At 65.6% G+C, this 15,905-nt stretch carries 14 protein-coding genes; all 14 read right to left on the bottom strand.

Annotated features, from left to right (window positions below; translation table 11 throughout):
* Positions 1–12 precede the first annotated feature (12 nt).
* A complete protein-coding gene (locus tag DNK89_RS07485) occupies positions 13–1,041 on the bottom strand; it encodes an ABC transporter substrate-binding protein (protein WP_110959551.1) in 1,029 nt (342 codons plus the stop codon).
* A gap of 364 nt (positions 1,042–1,405) precedes the next feature.
* The gene (otnI, locus tag DNK89_RS07480; protein ID WP_110959550.1) at positions 1,406–2,203 is read right to left on the bottom strand and encodes a 2-oxo-tetronate isomerase; all 798 of its coding nucleotides are present in this window, start codon (positions 2,201–2,203) and stop codon (positions 1,406–1,408) included.
* Positions 2,204–2,226: 23 nt separating this feature from the next.
* On the bottom strand, positions 2,227–3,294 hold the full coding sequence (locus tag DNK89_RS07475) for an alpha/beta fold hydrolase (RefSeq protein ID WP_110959549.1): 1,068 nt from the start codon (positions 3,292–3,294) through the stop codon (positions 2,227–2,229).
* A gap of 63 nt (positions 3,295–3,357) precedes the next feature.
* Positions 3,358–4,047, bottom strand: coding sequence for an aldolase (locus tag DNK89_RS07470; RefSeq protein WP_110959839.1), 690 nt, complete (start codon positions 4,045–4,047; stop codon positions 3,358–3,360).
* Between the two features lie 17 nt (positions 4,048–4,064).
* Positions 4,065–5,342: a 3-oxo-tetronate kinase gene (gene otnK / locus DNK89_RS07465; protein ID WP_110959548.1), complete on the bottom strand. Its 1,278-nt coding sequence runs from the start codon at positions 5,340–5,342 to the stop codon at positions 4,065–4,067.
* Entirely contained in the window at positions 5,339–6,253 is a 915-nt protein-coding gene (gene ltnD, locus DNK89_RS07460; RefSeq protein ID WP_110959547.1) for an L-threonate dehydrogenase, read from the bottom strand. Before ltnD ends, otnK begins: the two co-directional genes overlap by 4 nt.
* A gap of 31 nt (positions 6,254–6,284) precedes the next feature.
* Positions 6,285–7,652 carry a GntP family transporter gene (locus DNK89_RS07455; protein WP_110959546.1) on the bottom strand — a complete coding sequence of 456 codons (1,368 nt, stop codon included), beginning with the start codon at positions 7,650–7,652 and terminating at the stop codon, positions 6,285–6,287.
* A gap of 332 nt (positions 7,653–7,984) precedes the next feature.
* Positions 7,985–8,764: a FadR/GntR family transcriptional regulator gene (locus tag DNK89_RS07450; RefSeq protein ID WP_110959545.1), complete on the bottom strand. Its 780-nt coding sequence runs from the start codon at positions 8,762–8,764 to the stop codon at positions 7,985–7,987.
* 117 nt (positions 8,765–8,881) lie between these two features.
* Positions 8,882–9,925, bottom strand: coding sequence for a patatin-like phospholipase family protein (locus DNK89_RS07445; protein ID WP_110959544.1), 1,044 nt, complete (start codon positions 9,923–9,925; stop codon positions 8,882–8,884).
* Between the two features lie 130 nt (positions 9,926–10,055).
* Complete coding sequence (locus DNK89_RS07440; RefSeq protein ID WP_255575857.1) at positions 10,056–10,544, bottom strand: nucleoside deaminase; 489 nt, start codon at positions 10,542–10,544, stop codon at positions 10,056–10,058.
* Positions 10,537–11,304 carry an ABC transporter permease gene (locus tag DNK89_RS07435; protein ID WP_094286831.1) on the bottom strand — a complete coding sequence of 256 codons (768 nt, stop codon included), beginning with the start codon at positions 11,302–11,304 and terminating at the stop codon, positions 10,537–10,539. Before DNK89_RS07435 ends, DNK89_RS07440 begins: the two co-directional genes overlap by 8 nt.
* Before the next feature lie 24 nt (positions 11,305–11,328).
* Positions 11,329–12,153 (bottom strand): ABC transporter ATP-binding protein, encoded by an 825-nt coding sequence (locus tag DNK89_RS07430; protein ID WP_110959543.1) that lies wholly within the window; start codon positions 12,151–12,153, stop codon positions 11,329–11,331.
* A 72-nt stretch (positions 12,154–12,225) separates the two neighbouring features.
* Complete coding sequence (locus DNK89_RS07425) at positions 12,226–13,257, bottom strand: ABC transporter substrate-binding protein (RefSeq protein ID WP_110959542.1); 1,032 nt, start codon at positions 13,255–13,257, stop codon at positions 12,226–12,228.
* A gap of 278 nt (positions 13,258–13,535) precedes the next feature.
* A complete protein-coding gene (locus DNK89_RS07420) occupies positions 13,536–15,842 on the bottom strand; it encodes an NADP-dependent malic enzyme (RefSeq protein WP_110959541.1) in 2,307 nt (768 codons plus the stop codon).
* Between the last annotated feature and the right edge of the window lie 63 nt (positions 15,843–15,905).

Here is a 15,905-nt window from a genome sequence, read left to right as displayed (position 1 = left end):
GCTTTCCCCGGGTCAGGCCTTGAGTTTGCGGTCGGCGGCTGCGGGCAGGAAGCGATCGGTCCAGATGTCGGCCACCGCCAGGCTGCTCTTGAGGCCGAAGGCGGCCACGGTCTCATCGATGGTGGCCTGCAGGCGCCCAGGTGTGGCAGCGCCCCAGCCGTTGGTGCGTGTCTCGGCGGTCTTCATGGTGCCGTCCAAGATGAGCTGCAGGCGTTCGAACTCGATCTCCTCATGGGCCAGGGGCTCGCGGGCCTTGATGGCGGCAGCGCCGGCGCGCGGGTCGGCAATCGCATCGACCCAGCCGCGTGTGGTGGCCTTGACGAAGGCCTTCATGGCGTCCGGGTTGTCTTGCATGCTCTTGGCGTTGGCGATGAGCCCGTTGCCGTAGGACTTGAGGCCATAGTCCGAGAAGCGGAACACCGTGACCTGATCCGGCGTCAGGCCCCGCGCCTTCAGGTTGAGCAGACCGGTGAAGAAGAAGTACGCCGCTGCGTCAAAGTCGCCTTTGACGAAGCGCGTGTCGCCAATGTCGGGCGCCACGTTCTCCCATTTCACGCCGCTGCCATCAAAGCCCTGTGCCTTGGCAAAGGCAGGAAAGAGCTTGCGCGAGGCATTGAAGGGCTGGCCCAGAATGGTCTTGCCCGCCAGGTCGGCGGGTTTCTTGATGGCGCCGTCCTTGCGCACCATGACCGAGTTGGGGTTCAGGTCGTACTGGATGGCGACCGCCGCCAGTTTGGACTGCGGGTTGGCGGTGTTGAACTCGATCATGGTCGAGAGGTCGGCCGACGCCACGTCATATGCACCGCCCGCCACCAGGCTGATGGCCGAGGCAGACCCGTTGCCGGTGTCGATGGTGACGTCCAGGCCCGCATCCTTGTAGTAGCCGCGCTGCTGCGCCAGCAAAAAGCCCGCGCCCGAGGCCTCGACCTTCCAGCCCAGGTTGAACTTGAACTTTTGCAGATTGCCCTGGGCGCGCACAAACGGTGCGGCAGACAGCAGGGCGGCGGCGCCAGTGGCGCGGATGAGGGAACGGCGTTGCATGGTGGAGCACTCCTGGTCGTTGGCGGATAACCACGGGGGAGTGAAAAGCCAGGCTTCACACCCCTCCGAACGGGGTGCATGCAATCAACCGACAGGGCGCTGGGGCGGCGAGGTGGGGGCAGCGGCCTCCTGAAGACGCACAGTCCTGCGCGCCCGTGGTGGCGTCAGTCCATTGCATGCTTCAAGAGCAATTTCCGGGCGGTGGCCGCTGAACGCTTCTACTCTTGGCGTCGGCGTATTTGCAGGATCTGTGCCATGCGATCCCATCGTGTGGGCTATACCCGAACACCCTTGCGCGCCACACCATGGTGCGCGCTGCACCAGCGTCTGGCGCACAGCGGCAACTGTGGTGCGGGGTAGGTCTTTACAGCCAGGGCTTGAGCCAGCCCAGCCCGTCGCTGGTGGCGTGGGCGGCAGCGCCACGCGCAGGGCGGTATTCGCAGCCAATCCAGCCGTCGTAGCCCAGGCTGTCCAGCAGCTTGAACAGGTAGGTGTAGTTGATCTCGCCCACATCGGGCTCGTGGCGCTCGGGCACACCGGCAATCTGGAAGTGTCCGACGTTGCCGGTGGGCAGGTACTGGCGCACCTTCATGGCCAGGTCGCCTTCCACGATCTGGCAGTGGTACAGGTCCATCTGCACCTTCACGTTGGTGGCGCCAATCTCGGCGATCAGCGCATGGGCCTGGTCCTGGCGGCTCAGGAAAAAGCCGTGCATGTCGCGGCCGTTGATGGGCTCCAGCAGGATCTGGATGCCATGGGGCGCAGCCTGTTCGGCGGCGTAGCGCACGTTGGCGATGTAGGTGGCGCGCACGGCGGCTGCGTCTGCACCCTGGGGCACCAGCCCGGCCATCACGTGGATGCGGGGGCATTGCAGGGCCTGTGCGTATTCGATGGCTTTGGCAATGCCTTCGCGGAACTCGGCCTCACGCCCCGGCAGGCAGGCCAGCCCGCGTTCGCCCGCGTCCCAGTTGCCGGGCGGGGCGTTGAACAGCACCTGTTGCAACCCGTTGGCTTGCAGTCGTGTGGCCAGTTCTTGCACCGGGTAGGCGTAGGGGAAGAGGTATTCCACCGCCTTAAACCCATCGCGGGCAGCGGCGGCAAAGCGGTCGAGAAAGTCCACGTCGTTGTAGAGCATGGACAGGTTGGCGGCAAAGCGGGGCATGAAATGTTCCTGAAAAGAGAAGATCAGCGGCGCGGTGCGCTGGTGAGCACCTGCGCCAGCCGGTCTTGGTAAAAGCGCGCCAGGCCCACCGTGCTGTGGCCGAGGGTGTCGGCGCTGGCAGGGATCACGTAGGCCTGTGCGTGCGGGATGCGGGCGATGGCTTTGTCCAGCACACCCAGCTCGGGCGGGTTGCGCTCATCGTCTGCCGAGTTGATGGCCAACACGCGCGCGGTGATGCGCTCCAGCCCGGGCTCGGGGTCGTAGTCGCGCGAGGCTTCCCACTGGTAGATGTGGTCGTTGGCATCGCCACGGAAAGGGGCTTTGAGCCGCTGCTCCACCAGCGCATCGGCCGCAGCGCGGTTGGGGGCCAGCTTTTGCAGGCCCTGGTTGCCGCCGTTGGTGCCCGTGCCAAATAACACCGACGCAAACTGCAGGCTGCGGGGCTGGCGGGTGTAGTTGCCACCCTGCCATTCGGGGTCGTTGCGGATGGCTTCGACCAGCAGGCGGCGCATCATCCAGTTGCGGCCCGACATGGCAGCGGGTAGCGAAGCCATGGGCACGGCAATGTCCATGAAGTCGGGGTAGCGCTGGGCCCACACCCAGGTGTGCATGCCGCCCATGGAGTTGCCGATGATGGCGCGCACATGGCGCACGCCCAGGTGTTCGGTCAGCAGGCGGTATTGGGCCTGCACCATGTCGTCGTAGTTGTAGGCCGGAAAGGCAGCGCGCAGGCCGTCCGACGGCTTGCTGGAGCGGCCGGTGCCGATGGCGTCCGGCAGGATGATGAAGTGCTTGCGTGCATCCAGCGGCTGGCCGGGGCCAAACAGCGTGCCTGCAAAGCCGGGCGTGAGCATGCTCTCTGCCGAGCCATTGGTGCCATGCAGCACCAGCACGGGCTCTCCGGTGGGCTCACCCAAGGTGGAGTAGGCCAGCTTGAGTTCGGGCAAGGTCTGGCCCGTGTGGAAGCGGAAGTCCTTGACGATCCACTCGCCATGCTGGGGGGCGGGGTAGTCCGCAGCCGATGCACCGCCTGTGGCCAGCACGCCCAGCAGCATGGGGGCAAAGGCTTTGCGCCAGAAAGAAAGGGTCATGGTATGTCTCCTTGTGTGTGTTCTTTCGTCCCCGTGCCTTGCGTGCAGCCAGTCCGTCACCAGTTACCAGTGGGCACCAAAGCTCTGGCGCAGCTCCTCGATCTGGGGCTCGGCTAGCGGGGTGGGGCGGGGCTGGCACAGCATCCACAGGCGCGCGGTTTCTTCCAGTTCCTCCAGCACGGCCATGGCGGCGGCGGGCGTGTCATGCCACACGTTGGGGCCCAGGCGCGCCAGCATCACCGCGCGTACAGGGCTGCCCTTGGCGGCATAGCGGCCAATCGTCTGCGCCACCAGCGCCGCCGCTGCGGCATCACCCGGGCGGTGGTACGGGATATGCGGCACGCGGCCCACCTTCATGACGAAGTAGGGCGTGATGGGCGGTAGCAATTGCGCATCGGGCATCAACTGTCCGCCTGCAGCTGTGTCGGCTTGCAGTGAGCAAGCCACCAGGTGCGTGCTGTGCGTGTGAATCACGCAGCGCGCCGGGGCCGCAGTCGAAGCCGAGGCCTCGTAAATTTGTCGGTGCAGCGCAATGGTTTTGCTGGCCCGGTCGCCCGCCACCTGCTGGCCCTGCGCGTCCAGGCGCGCCAGCCGCTCGGGCTGCAGCGTGCCCAGGCAGGCATCGGTGGGGGTGATGAGGTAGCCATCGGCCAGGCGTACGCTGATGTTGCCTGCGGTGGCGTGCACATAGCCCCGCTCAAACAGGCTGCGGCCCACGCGGCAGATCTCGTCGCGGGCCTGGCGCTCATCCATGAAGGCGGGGGTAGCGGTCATGCCAACAATTGTGCAAAAGCCTTGGTGAAAAAGTCGGCGCTGCCGAAATTGCCCGACTTCAGCGTGATGTGCAGCCCGTCCTTGGCATCGGGGGCCACCGCGTGGCACCACGGCACGCCGGGGTCAATCTGCGCGCCAATGCGCACTTGTGTGATGCCCAGGGCCTGCACGCAGGCACCCGAGGTTTCGCCACCCGCCACTATGAGCTGGCGCACACCGCGCTGCACCAGGCCGCGTGCAATGGCAGCAATGGTCTCTTCCACCATGGCACCGGCTTTCTCGGAGCCCAGCTTGCCTTGAATGGCGCGCACAGCCGAGGGTTCGGCGGTGGAATACACCAGCACCGGGCCTTGGCCGATGTGGCCCTCAGCCCATGCCAACGCTTCGGCGGCCACGTCCACGCCGGCGGCAATGCGCAGTGGGTCGATGGCCAGTGCTGGCTTACCTGCCTTGATGAAATCCATGACCTGCTGATTGGTCGCCACCGAGCAGCTGCCCGACACGATGGCCTGCAGCCCTTGCGCAGCGGGCAGGCGGGCGGCCTCGTTGCTGGGCGCCACGCCAAAGTTGCCCGGCAGGCCAATGGCCACGCCCGAGCCTGCTGTGACCAGTGGCATGCCCTTGAGGGCAGGGCCCAGGCGCAGCAGGTCGGCGTTCGACACCGCATCGACCACGGCCATGCGCACGCCTTCGGCCTTCAGCTGAGCAATGCGCGCGCGGATGGCGGCCTCGCCCTGTGCAACCACGCTGTGGTCGATGAGGCCCACGCGGCTGGTTGTTTGTGCCTGCAGCACGCGCACCAGGTTGGGGTCGGTCATGGGCGTGAGCGGGTGGTTCTGCATGCCGCTCTCGTTCAGCAACACGTCGCCCACAAACAGGTAGCCCTTGAACACGGTGCGCTTGTTGTCGGGGAAGGCGGGCGTAGCGATGGTGAAGTCGGTGCCCAGGGCCTGCATCAGCGCATCGGTCACGGGGCCGATGTTGCCTTCGGCCGTGCTGTCAAAGGTGGAGCAGTATTTGAAGTAGATCTGCTCGGCACCTTGCGCCTGCAGCCACTTCAGCGCCTCAAGCGACTGGGCAATCGCTTCGTCTTTGGGAATGGTGCGCGACTTGAGCGCGACCACGATGGCGTCTGCCTCGGTATCCAACGGTGCCGTGGGCACGCCCATGGCTTGCACCACGCGCATGCCTGCGCGCACCAGGTTGTTGGCCAGGTCGGTCGCGCCAGTGAAGTCGTCAGCAATGCAGCCCAGCAGGGCTCGTGCGCGTGTCATGCCTTTTTCTCCTTGCCTTCAGGCAGGGTGATGCCCGGGAAGATCTTGATCACGGCGCTGTCATCTTCCTTGGCAAAGCCTGCGGTCGATGCCTGCATGAACATCTGGTGCGCCGTGGCGGCCAGCGGCAGGGGGAATTTGCTGGCGCGTGCGGTGTCCAGCACCAGGCCCAGGTCCTTCACGAAGATATCGACGGCCGACAGCGGCGTGTAGTCGCCCGCCAGCACATGGGCCATGCGGTTTTCAAACATCCAGCTGTTGCCCGCGCTGTTCGTGATCACCTCATACAAGGCACTGGCTTCCACGCCTTCGCGCAGGCCCAGGGCCATGGCTTCGGCGGCCACGGCAATGTGCACACCGGCCAGCAGTTGGTTGATGATCTTGACCTTGCTGCCCGCGCCCGCCTTGTCGCCCAGGCGGTACACCTTGCCAGCCATGCCGTCGAGCACGGCGCCCGCTGCGGCATAGGCCTCGGGCTTGGCCGAGGTCATCATCGTCATCTGGCCCGATGCGGCCTTGGCGGCGCCGCCCGAGATGGGGGCGTCCACATAGTGCAGGCCCAGGGCGTTCAGGCGCGCCTCCAGCGCCACCGACCAGTTGGGGTCCACCGTGGAGCACATCACAAAGGTGCTGCCGGGGCGCATGGTGCTGGCTGCACCGCTTTGGCCATCGTCGCCAAACAGCACGCTCTCGGTCTGCACGGCGTTGACCACCACCGACACCACCACATCGCTCACCGCCGCCAGTGCAGCCGTGGTGGCGTGTGCCGTGCCACCGTCTGCCACAAAGGCATCGGCCACGCCGGGGCGCACGTCGCACACGTGGATGGTGAAACCGTTGTTGCGGAGGGTCTTGGCAATGCCAGCGCCCATGGCGCCCAGGCCGATGATGCCGACGGTGGGTTGGGTCATAGTGGTGTCTTTCTAGAGCAAAGAGGAAAAATCAGGCAACGGCCACCCACAGCAGGGCAGTCAGGGCAAAGCCCGCAAGGCCCAGCACGGTGGTCAGCACGGTCCAGGTGCGCAGGCCATCGCCCACGCTCAGGCCCAGGTAGCGGGTCACGATCCAGAATCCCGAATCGTTGACGTGCGACAGGCCCAGGCTGCCAAAGCCAATGGCAACCGTGAGCAGCGCCACTTGCAAGGGGGAATACCCGCCACCCGCCATCGCGTCGGCCAGCAGGCCGCAGGTGGTGATGATGGCCACGGTGGCCGAGCCTTGGGCAGCGCGCAGGGCCAGAGAGATGATGAACGCCAGCAGGATGAGCGGCAGGTGCGTGGCCGTCAGGCTTTGCGACAGCGCCGCGCCAATGCCGCTGGCGGTGAGCACCTTGGCAAACACACCGCCAGCACCCGTCACCAAAATCACGGTGGCGGCCGGGGGCAGGGCGGATTCCATGATGGCGTTAGTGCGCTCGCGGTTCCAGCCCTGGTTGCGGCCCAGCAGAAACATCGCCAGCCCCACGGCCACCATCAGCGCAAAGATGGGCGAGCCGATGAAGCCCAGCACGTTACGCAGGCTGTCGCCCTTGGGCAGCAGCGTGGCGCCGGTGGTGCCCGCCATGATGAGGGCCAGGGGAATGAGGATCAGCGCCATGATGGTGCCGACGCTTGGAGCAGCGCTTGCTTTGCTGGTCTTGCTGTCTTCGCTGTTGCCAAAGGCCGCAAACTGCTCGGCCGTGGTGGGCAGCATGGGGTAGCCCTTGCGATTGAGCCAGCCCGAAACGACCTGCGACAGCGCAGCCAGCGGGATGCAGATGGCCAGGCCAATGATGGTGATCCAGCCAATATCGCCCTTGACGATGGCTGCCCCGCCCACGATGCCGGGGTGCGGTGGCACCACCACGTGCGCGGCCAGCATGATGCCCGCCACGGGCAGGCCGAACTTGATGGGGTTGACGCCCGCCGCCTTGCAAAAGCCGTAGACGATGGGCACCAGGATGATGAAGCCCACATCAAAAAACACCGGGATGGCCAGCACCAGCGCGGCGGCGGTGAGCGCCATGGGCACCCGTGTGGGGCCCAGCAGCTGCGTGAAGCGGTTGGCCAGACTGGCCGCGCCGCCCGACACCTCGATCATGCGCCCCAGCATGGAGCCCAGCGCCACCAGGATGGCCACCGACCCCAGCGTGCCGCCCATGCCCGCAATCAGCGTGCTGATGATGTCGCCAATGGGCATGCCCGTGGCAAACGCCACCAGAAAGCTCACCAGCATCATCGCCACGAAAGCGTGGACCTGCCAGCGGATGATGAGCAACAGGAGCAGGGCAATGCTGCCGGCGCCGATGCCGAGAAGTGCGAGGGTGGACATGAACGGGGTATCTCCGGGATGGAAGGGGGCAGGCCCAGGCAGCCCAAAAAACCAGGCCCCGGGGCGGCCTGGTTTTGGTGCCTGGTTGCACCTTGGTTGGTGTGTTTATATGGTTATCATACAAATTATCGTGCACTGTTTTGGTTCGGGTTAACCCGCATGAACGGGATGAAGTGGCGGGTTAGGCGGCGCTATTTGAAGGTATTTTGGCCATCTGCGCGCGACTGGCAAGCGATGTAAGCTATAAATTTAATAGCGTTTGGCGAGGAGATGCAGCCTCTGACCCGCCTGCGCAGCGGCTGTGTGCTGCGGGACCCGGGTCCCTGCCGGGTTCAGAACACCAGCGGTGCGGACGCCGCCACCAGCGGCTGCGCCAGCCGCGCGCCGTCCTGTGCCCAGAACGTGAGATCGGCCTGTTCAATGCGGGCCAGTGCGTTTTTCATGTGCTGCGCGGCAGCTGCACGTGCTGCCACCGGGTCACCCGCTTCGATGGCGCGCACGATCTGTGTGTGTTCGTGGGTCACGGCGTCGGCAAAGTCTTCGCGCCGTGCCTCGTTGGCGCGGGTCACGCGGGTCGCACCTTTCAGAAACTGGGCCAGATAGTCCAGCGTGCTGATCATGAACGGGTTGCCCGCTGCCTGCGCAATGGCGCGGTGGAACAGCACGTCTTCCTCCACCCCGTCGCGGCCCGCACGAACCGCGTCGGCAATGTGCTGCATCGCGGCATGGATGGCGGTGATGTCTTCATTGCTGCGGCGCAGGGCTGCCAGCTCGGCCACCTCGGCTTCGAGCGCGCGGCGCACCTCAACGATCTGCATCACGGCCTCGCGCGATGCCGCATGGGGCAGGTCAAAGTGCAGCGGCTCGATGCCGGGCGCCAGCACATACACCCCGCTGCCTTGGCGCGAATCGACCAGTCCCAAAGACTTCAGGCGCGAAATCGCCTCGCGCACCACCGTGCGACTCACCTGAAACTGCAGCGCCAGCACGGCCTCGGTGGGCAGTTTCTCGGCTGCCTGGATGCGGCCCGCACGGATCTCGGCCTCCAGCGCACTGGCCACCTGGTCGGAGAGCTTGGCGCTGGGTTTGACGGCGGAGAACGGCGAAGACATGGAATGGGTGGGGCGGGCAGTGTGGAGCGTGAACGCGTTGCCGGGTGGTGCGGGCAGGCGTTGGGCGCAATGGACTTTACCCGAAGGGCGCTGTGCCGGAAGGGTTTGTTGACTGCTCTACTTAGGCGCCGGGCAGGAGTCGTCCAGCTTGGCCAGGCCCGCCAGCTTCTGCAGCCGGCTGCGGTTGTCCAGGCAGGCCTGGTACTGCGCCTCGGCCGCCTTCTGCTGGGCCTGCGCCGCCGCCTTGCTGCGCTCGGCTTGGAGCTGGGCCACGCGCTCGCGGATCTGCGGCATCACGGCCAGCGCGGCCTTTTCGCCTTCCACGATGGCATTGGCGCGCTGGCTGAAGTCGGCGGCGCCGATGTCCAGCACCTGCGGGCGGACGATCACATCGGCCCGCGCCAGCTCTGCCTGGCCCAGCTTCTGGCCCATGATGGCAATCGACTGGTTCAGCGCGCCCAGCATGTTGCCGGGCGTCTGGCCCCGGGCCTTGTTGGAGATGTCCACGGCAATCACGATGTCGGCACCCAGCTGGCGTGCGGCATCCACCGGCACGGGGCTCACGATGCCGCCATCCACAAAGTGGTACTTGCCGATGGTGACGGGCTGGAACACGCCCGGCACGCTGCTTGATGCGCGCACGGCCTGACCGGTGTTGCCGCGTGCAAACACAGTGCGCTCACCGTCCTCCAGTCGGGTGGCGACGACGACAAAGGGCTTGGCCATCTGCTCCAGCGGCTTGCGGCGCACTTGTTCGTTCACATAGTCTTCCAGCTTCTGCCCCAGCACCAGGCCGCCGGACGAGAGCTGAAGGTCGCGGATCTTGGCTTCGTCCAGCGCCACGGCTTTTTCCTGCATTTCAAACGCGTTCATGCCGCTGGCATACAGCGCGCCCACCACGCTGCCTGCGCTGGTGCCCGAGACCACGGCGGGCGCCAGGCCATTGGCCTCCAGCATCTTGATCACGCCAATGTGCGCAAAGCCTTTGGCCGCGCCGCCGCCCAGGGCGATGCCGACGCGGATAGGGGGCGTGGTGGATGGGGTCGCTGCGACCGGTGTGGCGTCGCCCGCCGCTGGCTGGGTCGGTGCCGTGCCGCCGCATGCGGCCAGACCTGCTGCGGCCCCAAGGGCCAGAAGGCGCAAAAGAATGGTCAAGCGCATGCGGTGTGATCCTGCTGTCGTCCAAACGGGGCGGGCAGTATAGCGGCAGGGTGTCGGGACACCCGTTGATGGCGTCTTTTGCTACTGAATGAGGAGCTGCTTGCGCTTGATGTACAAGCGCCAGAGCCCACTACCGCCAGAAGTCGCGGTGCAGGGCGGTGATCTCGTCCTGCAGTGCGGGCACCGGGCCCAGCACCTCGGTGGGGCGCTGGCCGCTGGCAAACACCGTGCGGCAGGGCAGGGCCAGCGTGGGGTTCTCGGGGTGGTCGCCCGTCAGGGCGAGCAGGGCGGTTTCTTCCGCGCCATACAGCACACGGCCGATGCCTGCCCAGTAGATGGTGCCAGCGCACATGGCGCAGGGCTCGAAGGTGGTGACCAGCGTGCACTGGGCCAGATAGGCGCCGGGGTAGTTGGCCGCCGCCGTGCGCGCCAGCGTGCTCTCGGCGTGGTTCACGGTGTCGATGTTGCCCTGCTCGGCCAGCACCGTCTCGCCATCGGGCGCGACGAGCAGCGCTCCAAACGGGTGGCGGCCCATGTCCTTGGCGCGTTGGGCCACAGCGTTGGCGCGGCGCAGCAGCGTTGCTGCCTGGGCTTCGCTCAACGCGGACGTGTCATTCACCCTGGGAGCCTCGGTGCGCCCAACCCGTGGTGCGTTTTTCGATCCAGCTGAACAGCTCGTACATCACCATGGCCATGGCGCCCACCACCATCAGGCCCGCAAAGGCCAGGCCCATCTGCATGGACGAGCCTGCGCTGATCAGCAGGTAGCCGATGCCTTCGTTGGCCGCGGTCATTTCCGACACGGTGGTGCCCACAAAAGCCAGCGTGATGGCCACCTTGAGCGAGCCGTAGAAGTACGGCATGGAGCGGGGCAGCCCCACCTTGGTCAGCACGTCCCAGCGCTTGGCGCCCAGCACGCGCAGCACGTCTTCCAACTCGGGCTCCAGCGTAGCCAGGCCCGTGGCGATGTTGACCATGATGGGGAAGAAGCTGATGAGGAACGCGGTGAGGATGGCCGGGCCCACGCCAATGCCGAACCACACCACCAGGATGGGCACAAAGGCGGCCTTCGGCAGCGCGTTGAATGCGGTCATGAGCGGGTACACGGCGGCATAGGCGATGCGCGAGCTGCCGATCACAAAACCCAGCAGCACACCCACCACGATGGCGATGCCAAAGCCCGCCATGGTGACCCAGAAAGTGCGCCAGGCATGGCCTGCGATCACGCCGCTGAACTCCACCAGCTGCACGCCGATGGCCCAGGGGCTGGGGAAGAGGTACTCGGGGATGCTGAAGGCCGAGCAGACGATTTGCCACAGCAGGATGGTGGCTACGAGCAGGATCCAGGGGGACCAGCGCTCCACGGTTTTCTTGTGCATGGGGATGAGGCGCTTTCTTTGTTCTTATTGCTGGATGGGCGCGCCCGCTTTGCGCAGGGCACCGATGTGGCCGCGCAGCTCGTGCACGATGTCGGTGAACTCCTTGGTGTAGGTCACCTCCAGGTCGCGCGGGCGGGGCAGCTCGATCTCTTTGCGCACCACAAACCGGCCGGGGCTCTTGCTCATCACATACACCGTGTCGGCCAGGAAGACCGACTCGCGCAGGTCATGCGTGACCAGGATCACGTTGAACTGCTGCTCGGTCCACAGGTCGCGCAGGATGCACCACAGCTCCTCGCGGGTGAAGGCGTCGAGTGCGCCGAAGGGCTCGTCGAGCAGCAGCATCTTGGGCTCGTGGATCAGCGCGCGGCAGATGCTGGCGCGCTGCTGCATGCCGCCCGACAGCTGCCAGGGGAATTTGTCTTCATAGCCCGCGAGGCCCACCTTTTGCAGCAGCTTGCGGGCGCGTTCTTCGTATTCCTTGCGTTTTTGCTTGAAGTTGCTGCGGTAGGGCTCGACGATTTCGAGCGGCAGCAGTACGTTGTCTACCGTCGTCCGCCAGGGCAGCAGCGACGGCGCCTGGAAGGCCATGCCCGACACCTTGAGCGGCCCGGTCACGGGTTGGCCGTCAATGAGGATCTTGCCCATGGAGGGCATCTTGAGGCCCGTGGCCAGCTTCATGAAGGTGGACTTGCCACAGCCCGAGGGGCCGACGATGGCGATGAACTCGCCACGCCGCACCTGCAGGTCGATGGCTTCGACCGCAAACTGGTTCTTGGCGCGTAGCTCGTCGTTGTAGGCGAGCCAGACGTCCCGGAAGTCCACAAAATAGTTGTCAGCAGCCTGCATGGAAGTTTTTATGCTCAGAATGGCTACAAGCCCTAGTGAATCATGCGCTTGCAGCTATCAAATTAATAGTAATTACTTCTTGGGCAGGATGTTCAGCTCGGCAGCGCTGGGCAAGAAGCTGGCGTTCCACACATCGTCGGCGTTCACACGGGTCTTGGTGTTGAACGCATCGGACACCTGCGACGCCATCAGCGAGAGGCGGCCGGGCTTGAGCTGACCAAAGCCTTCGGCGCGGGCGTCGGGGCTGTTGATCACGGTGTCGATGGCCAGCTGAAGGCGGCGGGTTTCGAGCGGCACGTTCACGATGCCGTCGCGCGCCTTCACATGCTCGATGGCGGCGGCGGGGTTGGCGATCACTTCCTTGGCGCCTTTGGCGAAGGCCGACAGGAAGGCCTTGATGGCGGCCGGGTTCTCCTTGATGAGCTTGGGGCTGGCGATGATCACGTTGCCGTACAGCTTCACGCCGAAGTCGGCATAGGGCAGCACCACCACGTCGGCGGCCTTGGCGCCACGCGCTTCCAGGTTCAGCAGCGAGGTGAAGGTGAAGCCGGTGATGGCGTCCACATCGCCGCGCACCAGCATGGTTTCGCGCAGCGGGGGATCCATGGCGGTCCAGGTCACGGCGCCAATGCCGTTGGCCTTCTGAAAGATGGGAAACGCGCGGCGGCCTGCGTCGAACACGGGGGCGCCCAGCTTCTTGCCGGCCAGGTCGGCGGGCTTGGTGATGCCGCTTTTTTTCAGCGCCATGACCGAGGCGGGCGTGTTGTTGTAGACCACCATCACCGCCACGGGCTTGTTCTGCGCGTCGGGGTTGTTGGCGTGGAACTCCATCACGGCGGCCAAGTCGGCAAAACCCATGTCGTACGTGCCCGATGCCACGCGCTGCACCGCGCCGCCAGAGCCGTTGCCTGCATCCACCGTCACGTCCAGGCCTGCGGCCTTGAAGTAGCCCTTGGCCACGGGTTGCAGGAACAGCGCCGCAGGGCCTTCAAAACGCCAGTCCAGCTGGAACTTGATGGGCGTGGTGGCCTGCGCCTGGGCCAGCGACGCGCTGCCGATCAGGGCCAGGGCGGCGGCGGTTTGCATGAACAGTCTTTTTTTCATTCGGGGCTCCTGTCGGGCAAGGGGAAATGCGGTGAGGGAAGGTGTTGGCCCCATCCAGGGGCCATGCACCTGCAGTCAGCAAAAACGATGCCCGGTTTGCGGATGCGGGTGTTTTGCCGTGCCCCATTGTTCACCGAAGTGGTGCATGCCAGCATGCTGGGTTTCCCGAAATGGTGCGAGTGCGGTGCAAGGGGTTGTCGCACGCAAAAAAAAACGGGGCCCAGGGGCCCCGTTGACTCGGTGTGCAGGCCGGCCAGCGCAAGGTCGGCACGGCACTTTCAGCGTGGCCGGGTGGCAGCGCTGGCCACGGCCAGGGCCGTCATGTTGAGCACGCGGCGCACGGTGGCGGCCGGGGTCAGGATGTAGGCCGTGGCAGCGGCGCCCATCAGGATGGGGCCCACCGTGACGCCACCGCTGGTGGTGGTCTTGAGCACGTTGTAGAGGATGTTGGCGGCATCCAGGTTGGGGCAGATCAGCAGGTTGGCCGAGTCCGTCAGGGTCGAGTCCGCCATGTAGGCGTTGCGGATGTTCGGCTCCAGCGCGGCATCGCCGTGCAGCTCGCCGTCGCACTCGATCTCGGGGTGGGCGGCCACGAACAGGTCGCGTGCCTCGCGCATCTTGCGGGCCGATGCGCGCTTGGACGAGCCATAGCTGGAGTGCGACAGGAAGGCGACCTTGGGCGGGATGCCAAAGCGCTGCACCTCCTGCACCGACATCCAGGCAATGTCGGCCAGCTGCTGGGCCGTGGGGTCTTCGTTCACGTAGGTGTCGGCAATGAACAGCGTGCCCCGGTTGGTCATCAGCGCGTTCAGCGCCGCGTAGTTGTTGGCGCCTTCCTGGCGGCCGATGATGCTGTGGATGCGCTCCAGGTGCGTCTCGTACGTGCCCACCAGGCCGCAGATCATGGCGTCGGCATCGCCCAGCTTCACCATCAGCGAGGCGATGATGGTGTTGGACCGGCGCACAGCGGCCTTGGCCACTTCGGGCGAGGCACCGTTGCGCTTCATCAGCTGGTGGTAGTGCTCCCAGTACTGGCGGAAGCGCGGGTCGTCCTCAGGGTTGCACACCTCTACGTCCTTGCCCAGCTGCATGCGCAGGCCGGCCTTGGCAATGCGCGCGGCAATCACGGCGGGGCGGCCGATGAGGATGGGGTGGGCTATCTTGTCGTCAATCGCCATCTGCGCGGCGCGCAGGGCGCGCTCGTCTTCACCGTCGGCGTAGGCCACGCGCTTTTGCGCATCGGGCAGGGCCTTGGCCGCGTTGATCACGGGGCGCATCAGCATGCCGGTCTGGTAGACAAAACGCGACAGTGTTTCCTTGTAGGCCTCCATGTCTTCGATGGGGCGCGTGGCCACGCCGGATTCGGCGGCGGCCTTGGCCACGGCGGGGGCGATCTTGAGGATCAGGCGCGAGTCGAACGGCGTGGGGATCAGGTAGTCAGGGCCGAAGGTCAGCTCTTTGCCCGCATAGGCGCTGGCCACTTCTTCGCTGATGTCGGCCTTGGCCAGGTCGGCGATCTGGCGCACGCAGGCCAGCTTCATGGCCTCGGTGATCTTGGTGGCGCCGCAGTCCAGCGCGCCGCGGAAGATGTACGGGAAGCACAGCACGTTGTTGACCTGGTTCGGGTAGTCTGAGCGGCCCGTGGCGATGATGCAGTCAGGGCGAATGGCCTTGGCCAGTTCGGGGCGGATTTCGGGCTCGGGGTTCGCCAGGGCCAGGATGATGGGCTTGGGGCCCATGGTCTTGACCATCTCGGCCGTGAGCACGCCGGGGGCCGAGCAGCCCAGGAACACGTCGGCGCCGTTGACCGCATCGGCCAGCGTGCGGGCGTCGGTCTTTTGCGCGTAGGCCGCTTTCGATTCGTCGTAGCCGCCGGGGCGGCCTTCATAGATCACGCCCTTGGAGTCGCACACGAAGATGTTCTCGACCTTCACGCCCAGGCCCACCATCACGTTCAGGCAGGCAATGGCGGCAGCGCCCGCGCCCGACACGGCAATCTTGACCTGGTCGATCTGCTTGCCCACCAGCTCCAGGCCGTTGAGCAGCGCCGCGCTGCTGATGATGGCCGTGCCGTGCTGGTCGTCATGGAACACCGGGATGTTCATGCGCTTGCTGAGTTCGCGCTCGATGTAGAAGCACTCGGGCGCCTTGATGTCTTCGAGGTTGATGCCGCCCAGCGTGGGCTCCAGCGCCGCGATGATCTCGATGAGCTTGTCGGGGTCGCGCTCGGCCAGTTCGATGTCGAACACATCGACACCGGCAAACTTCTTGAACAGGCAGCCCTTGCCTTCCATCACTGGCTTGCTGGCCAGTGGGCCGATGTCGCCCAGGCCCAGCACGGCCGTGCCGTTGGTGATCACCGCAACCAGGTTGCCGCGCGAGGTGAAGTCAAACGCCTTGGAGGGGTCGGCAGCGATGTCGAGGCACGGGTAAGCCACACCCGGCGAGTAGGCCAGCGACAGGTCGCGCTGGTTGGACAAAGGCTTGGTGGGGGTGACCGAAATCTTGCCCCGGGTGGGGTTGCGGTGGTATTCGCGCGCAGCGTCGCGCAGGGCCTGTTCGGCGGCGGAAATGTTCTGTGTCATGCGGAAATCCTGGAAGTCCTGAGCGGAAAGCGAAAACAAGGGTACCCGATGGCGTGGGCGGCT

Source organism: Acidovorax sp. ST3 (assembly GCF_003231145.1).
GTDB lineage: Bacteria > Pseudomonadota > Gammaproteobacteria > Burkholderiales > Burkholderiaceae_C > Acidovorax.
This window is presented reverse-complemented; position numbering and strand designations above follow the sequence as displayed.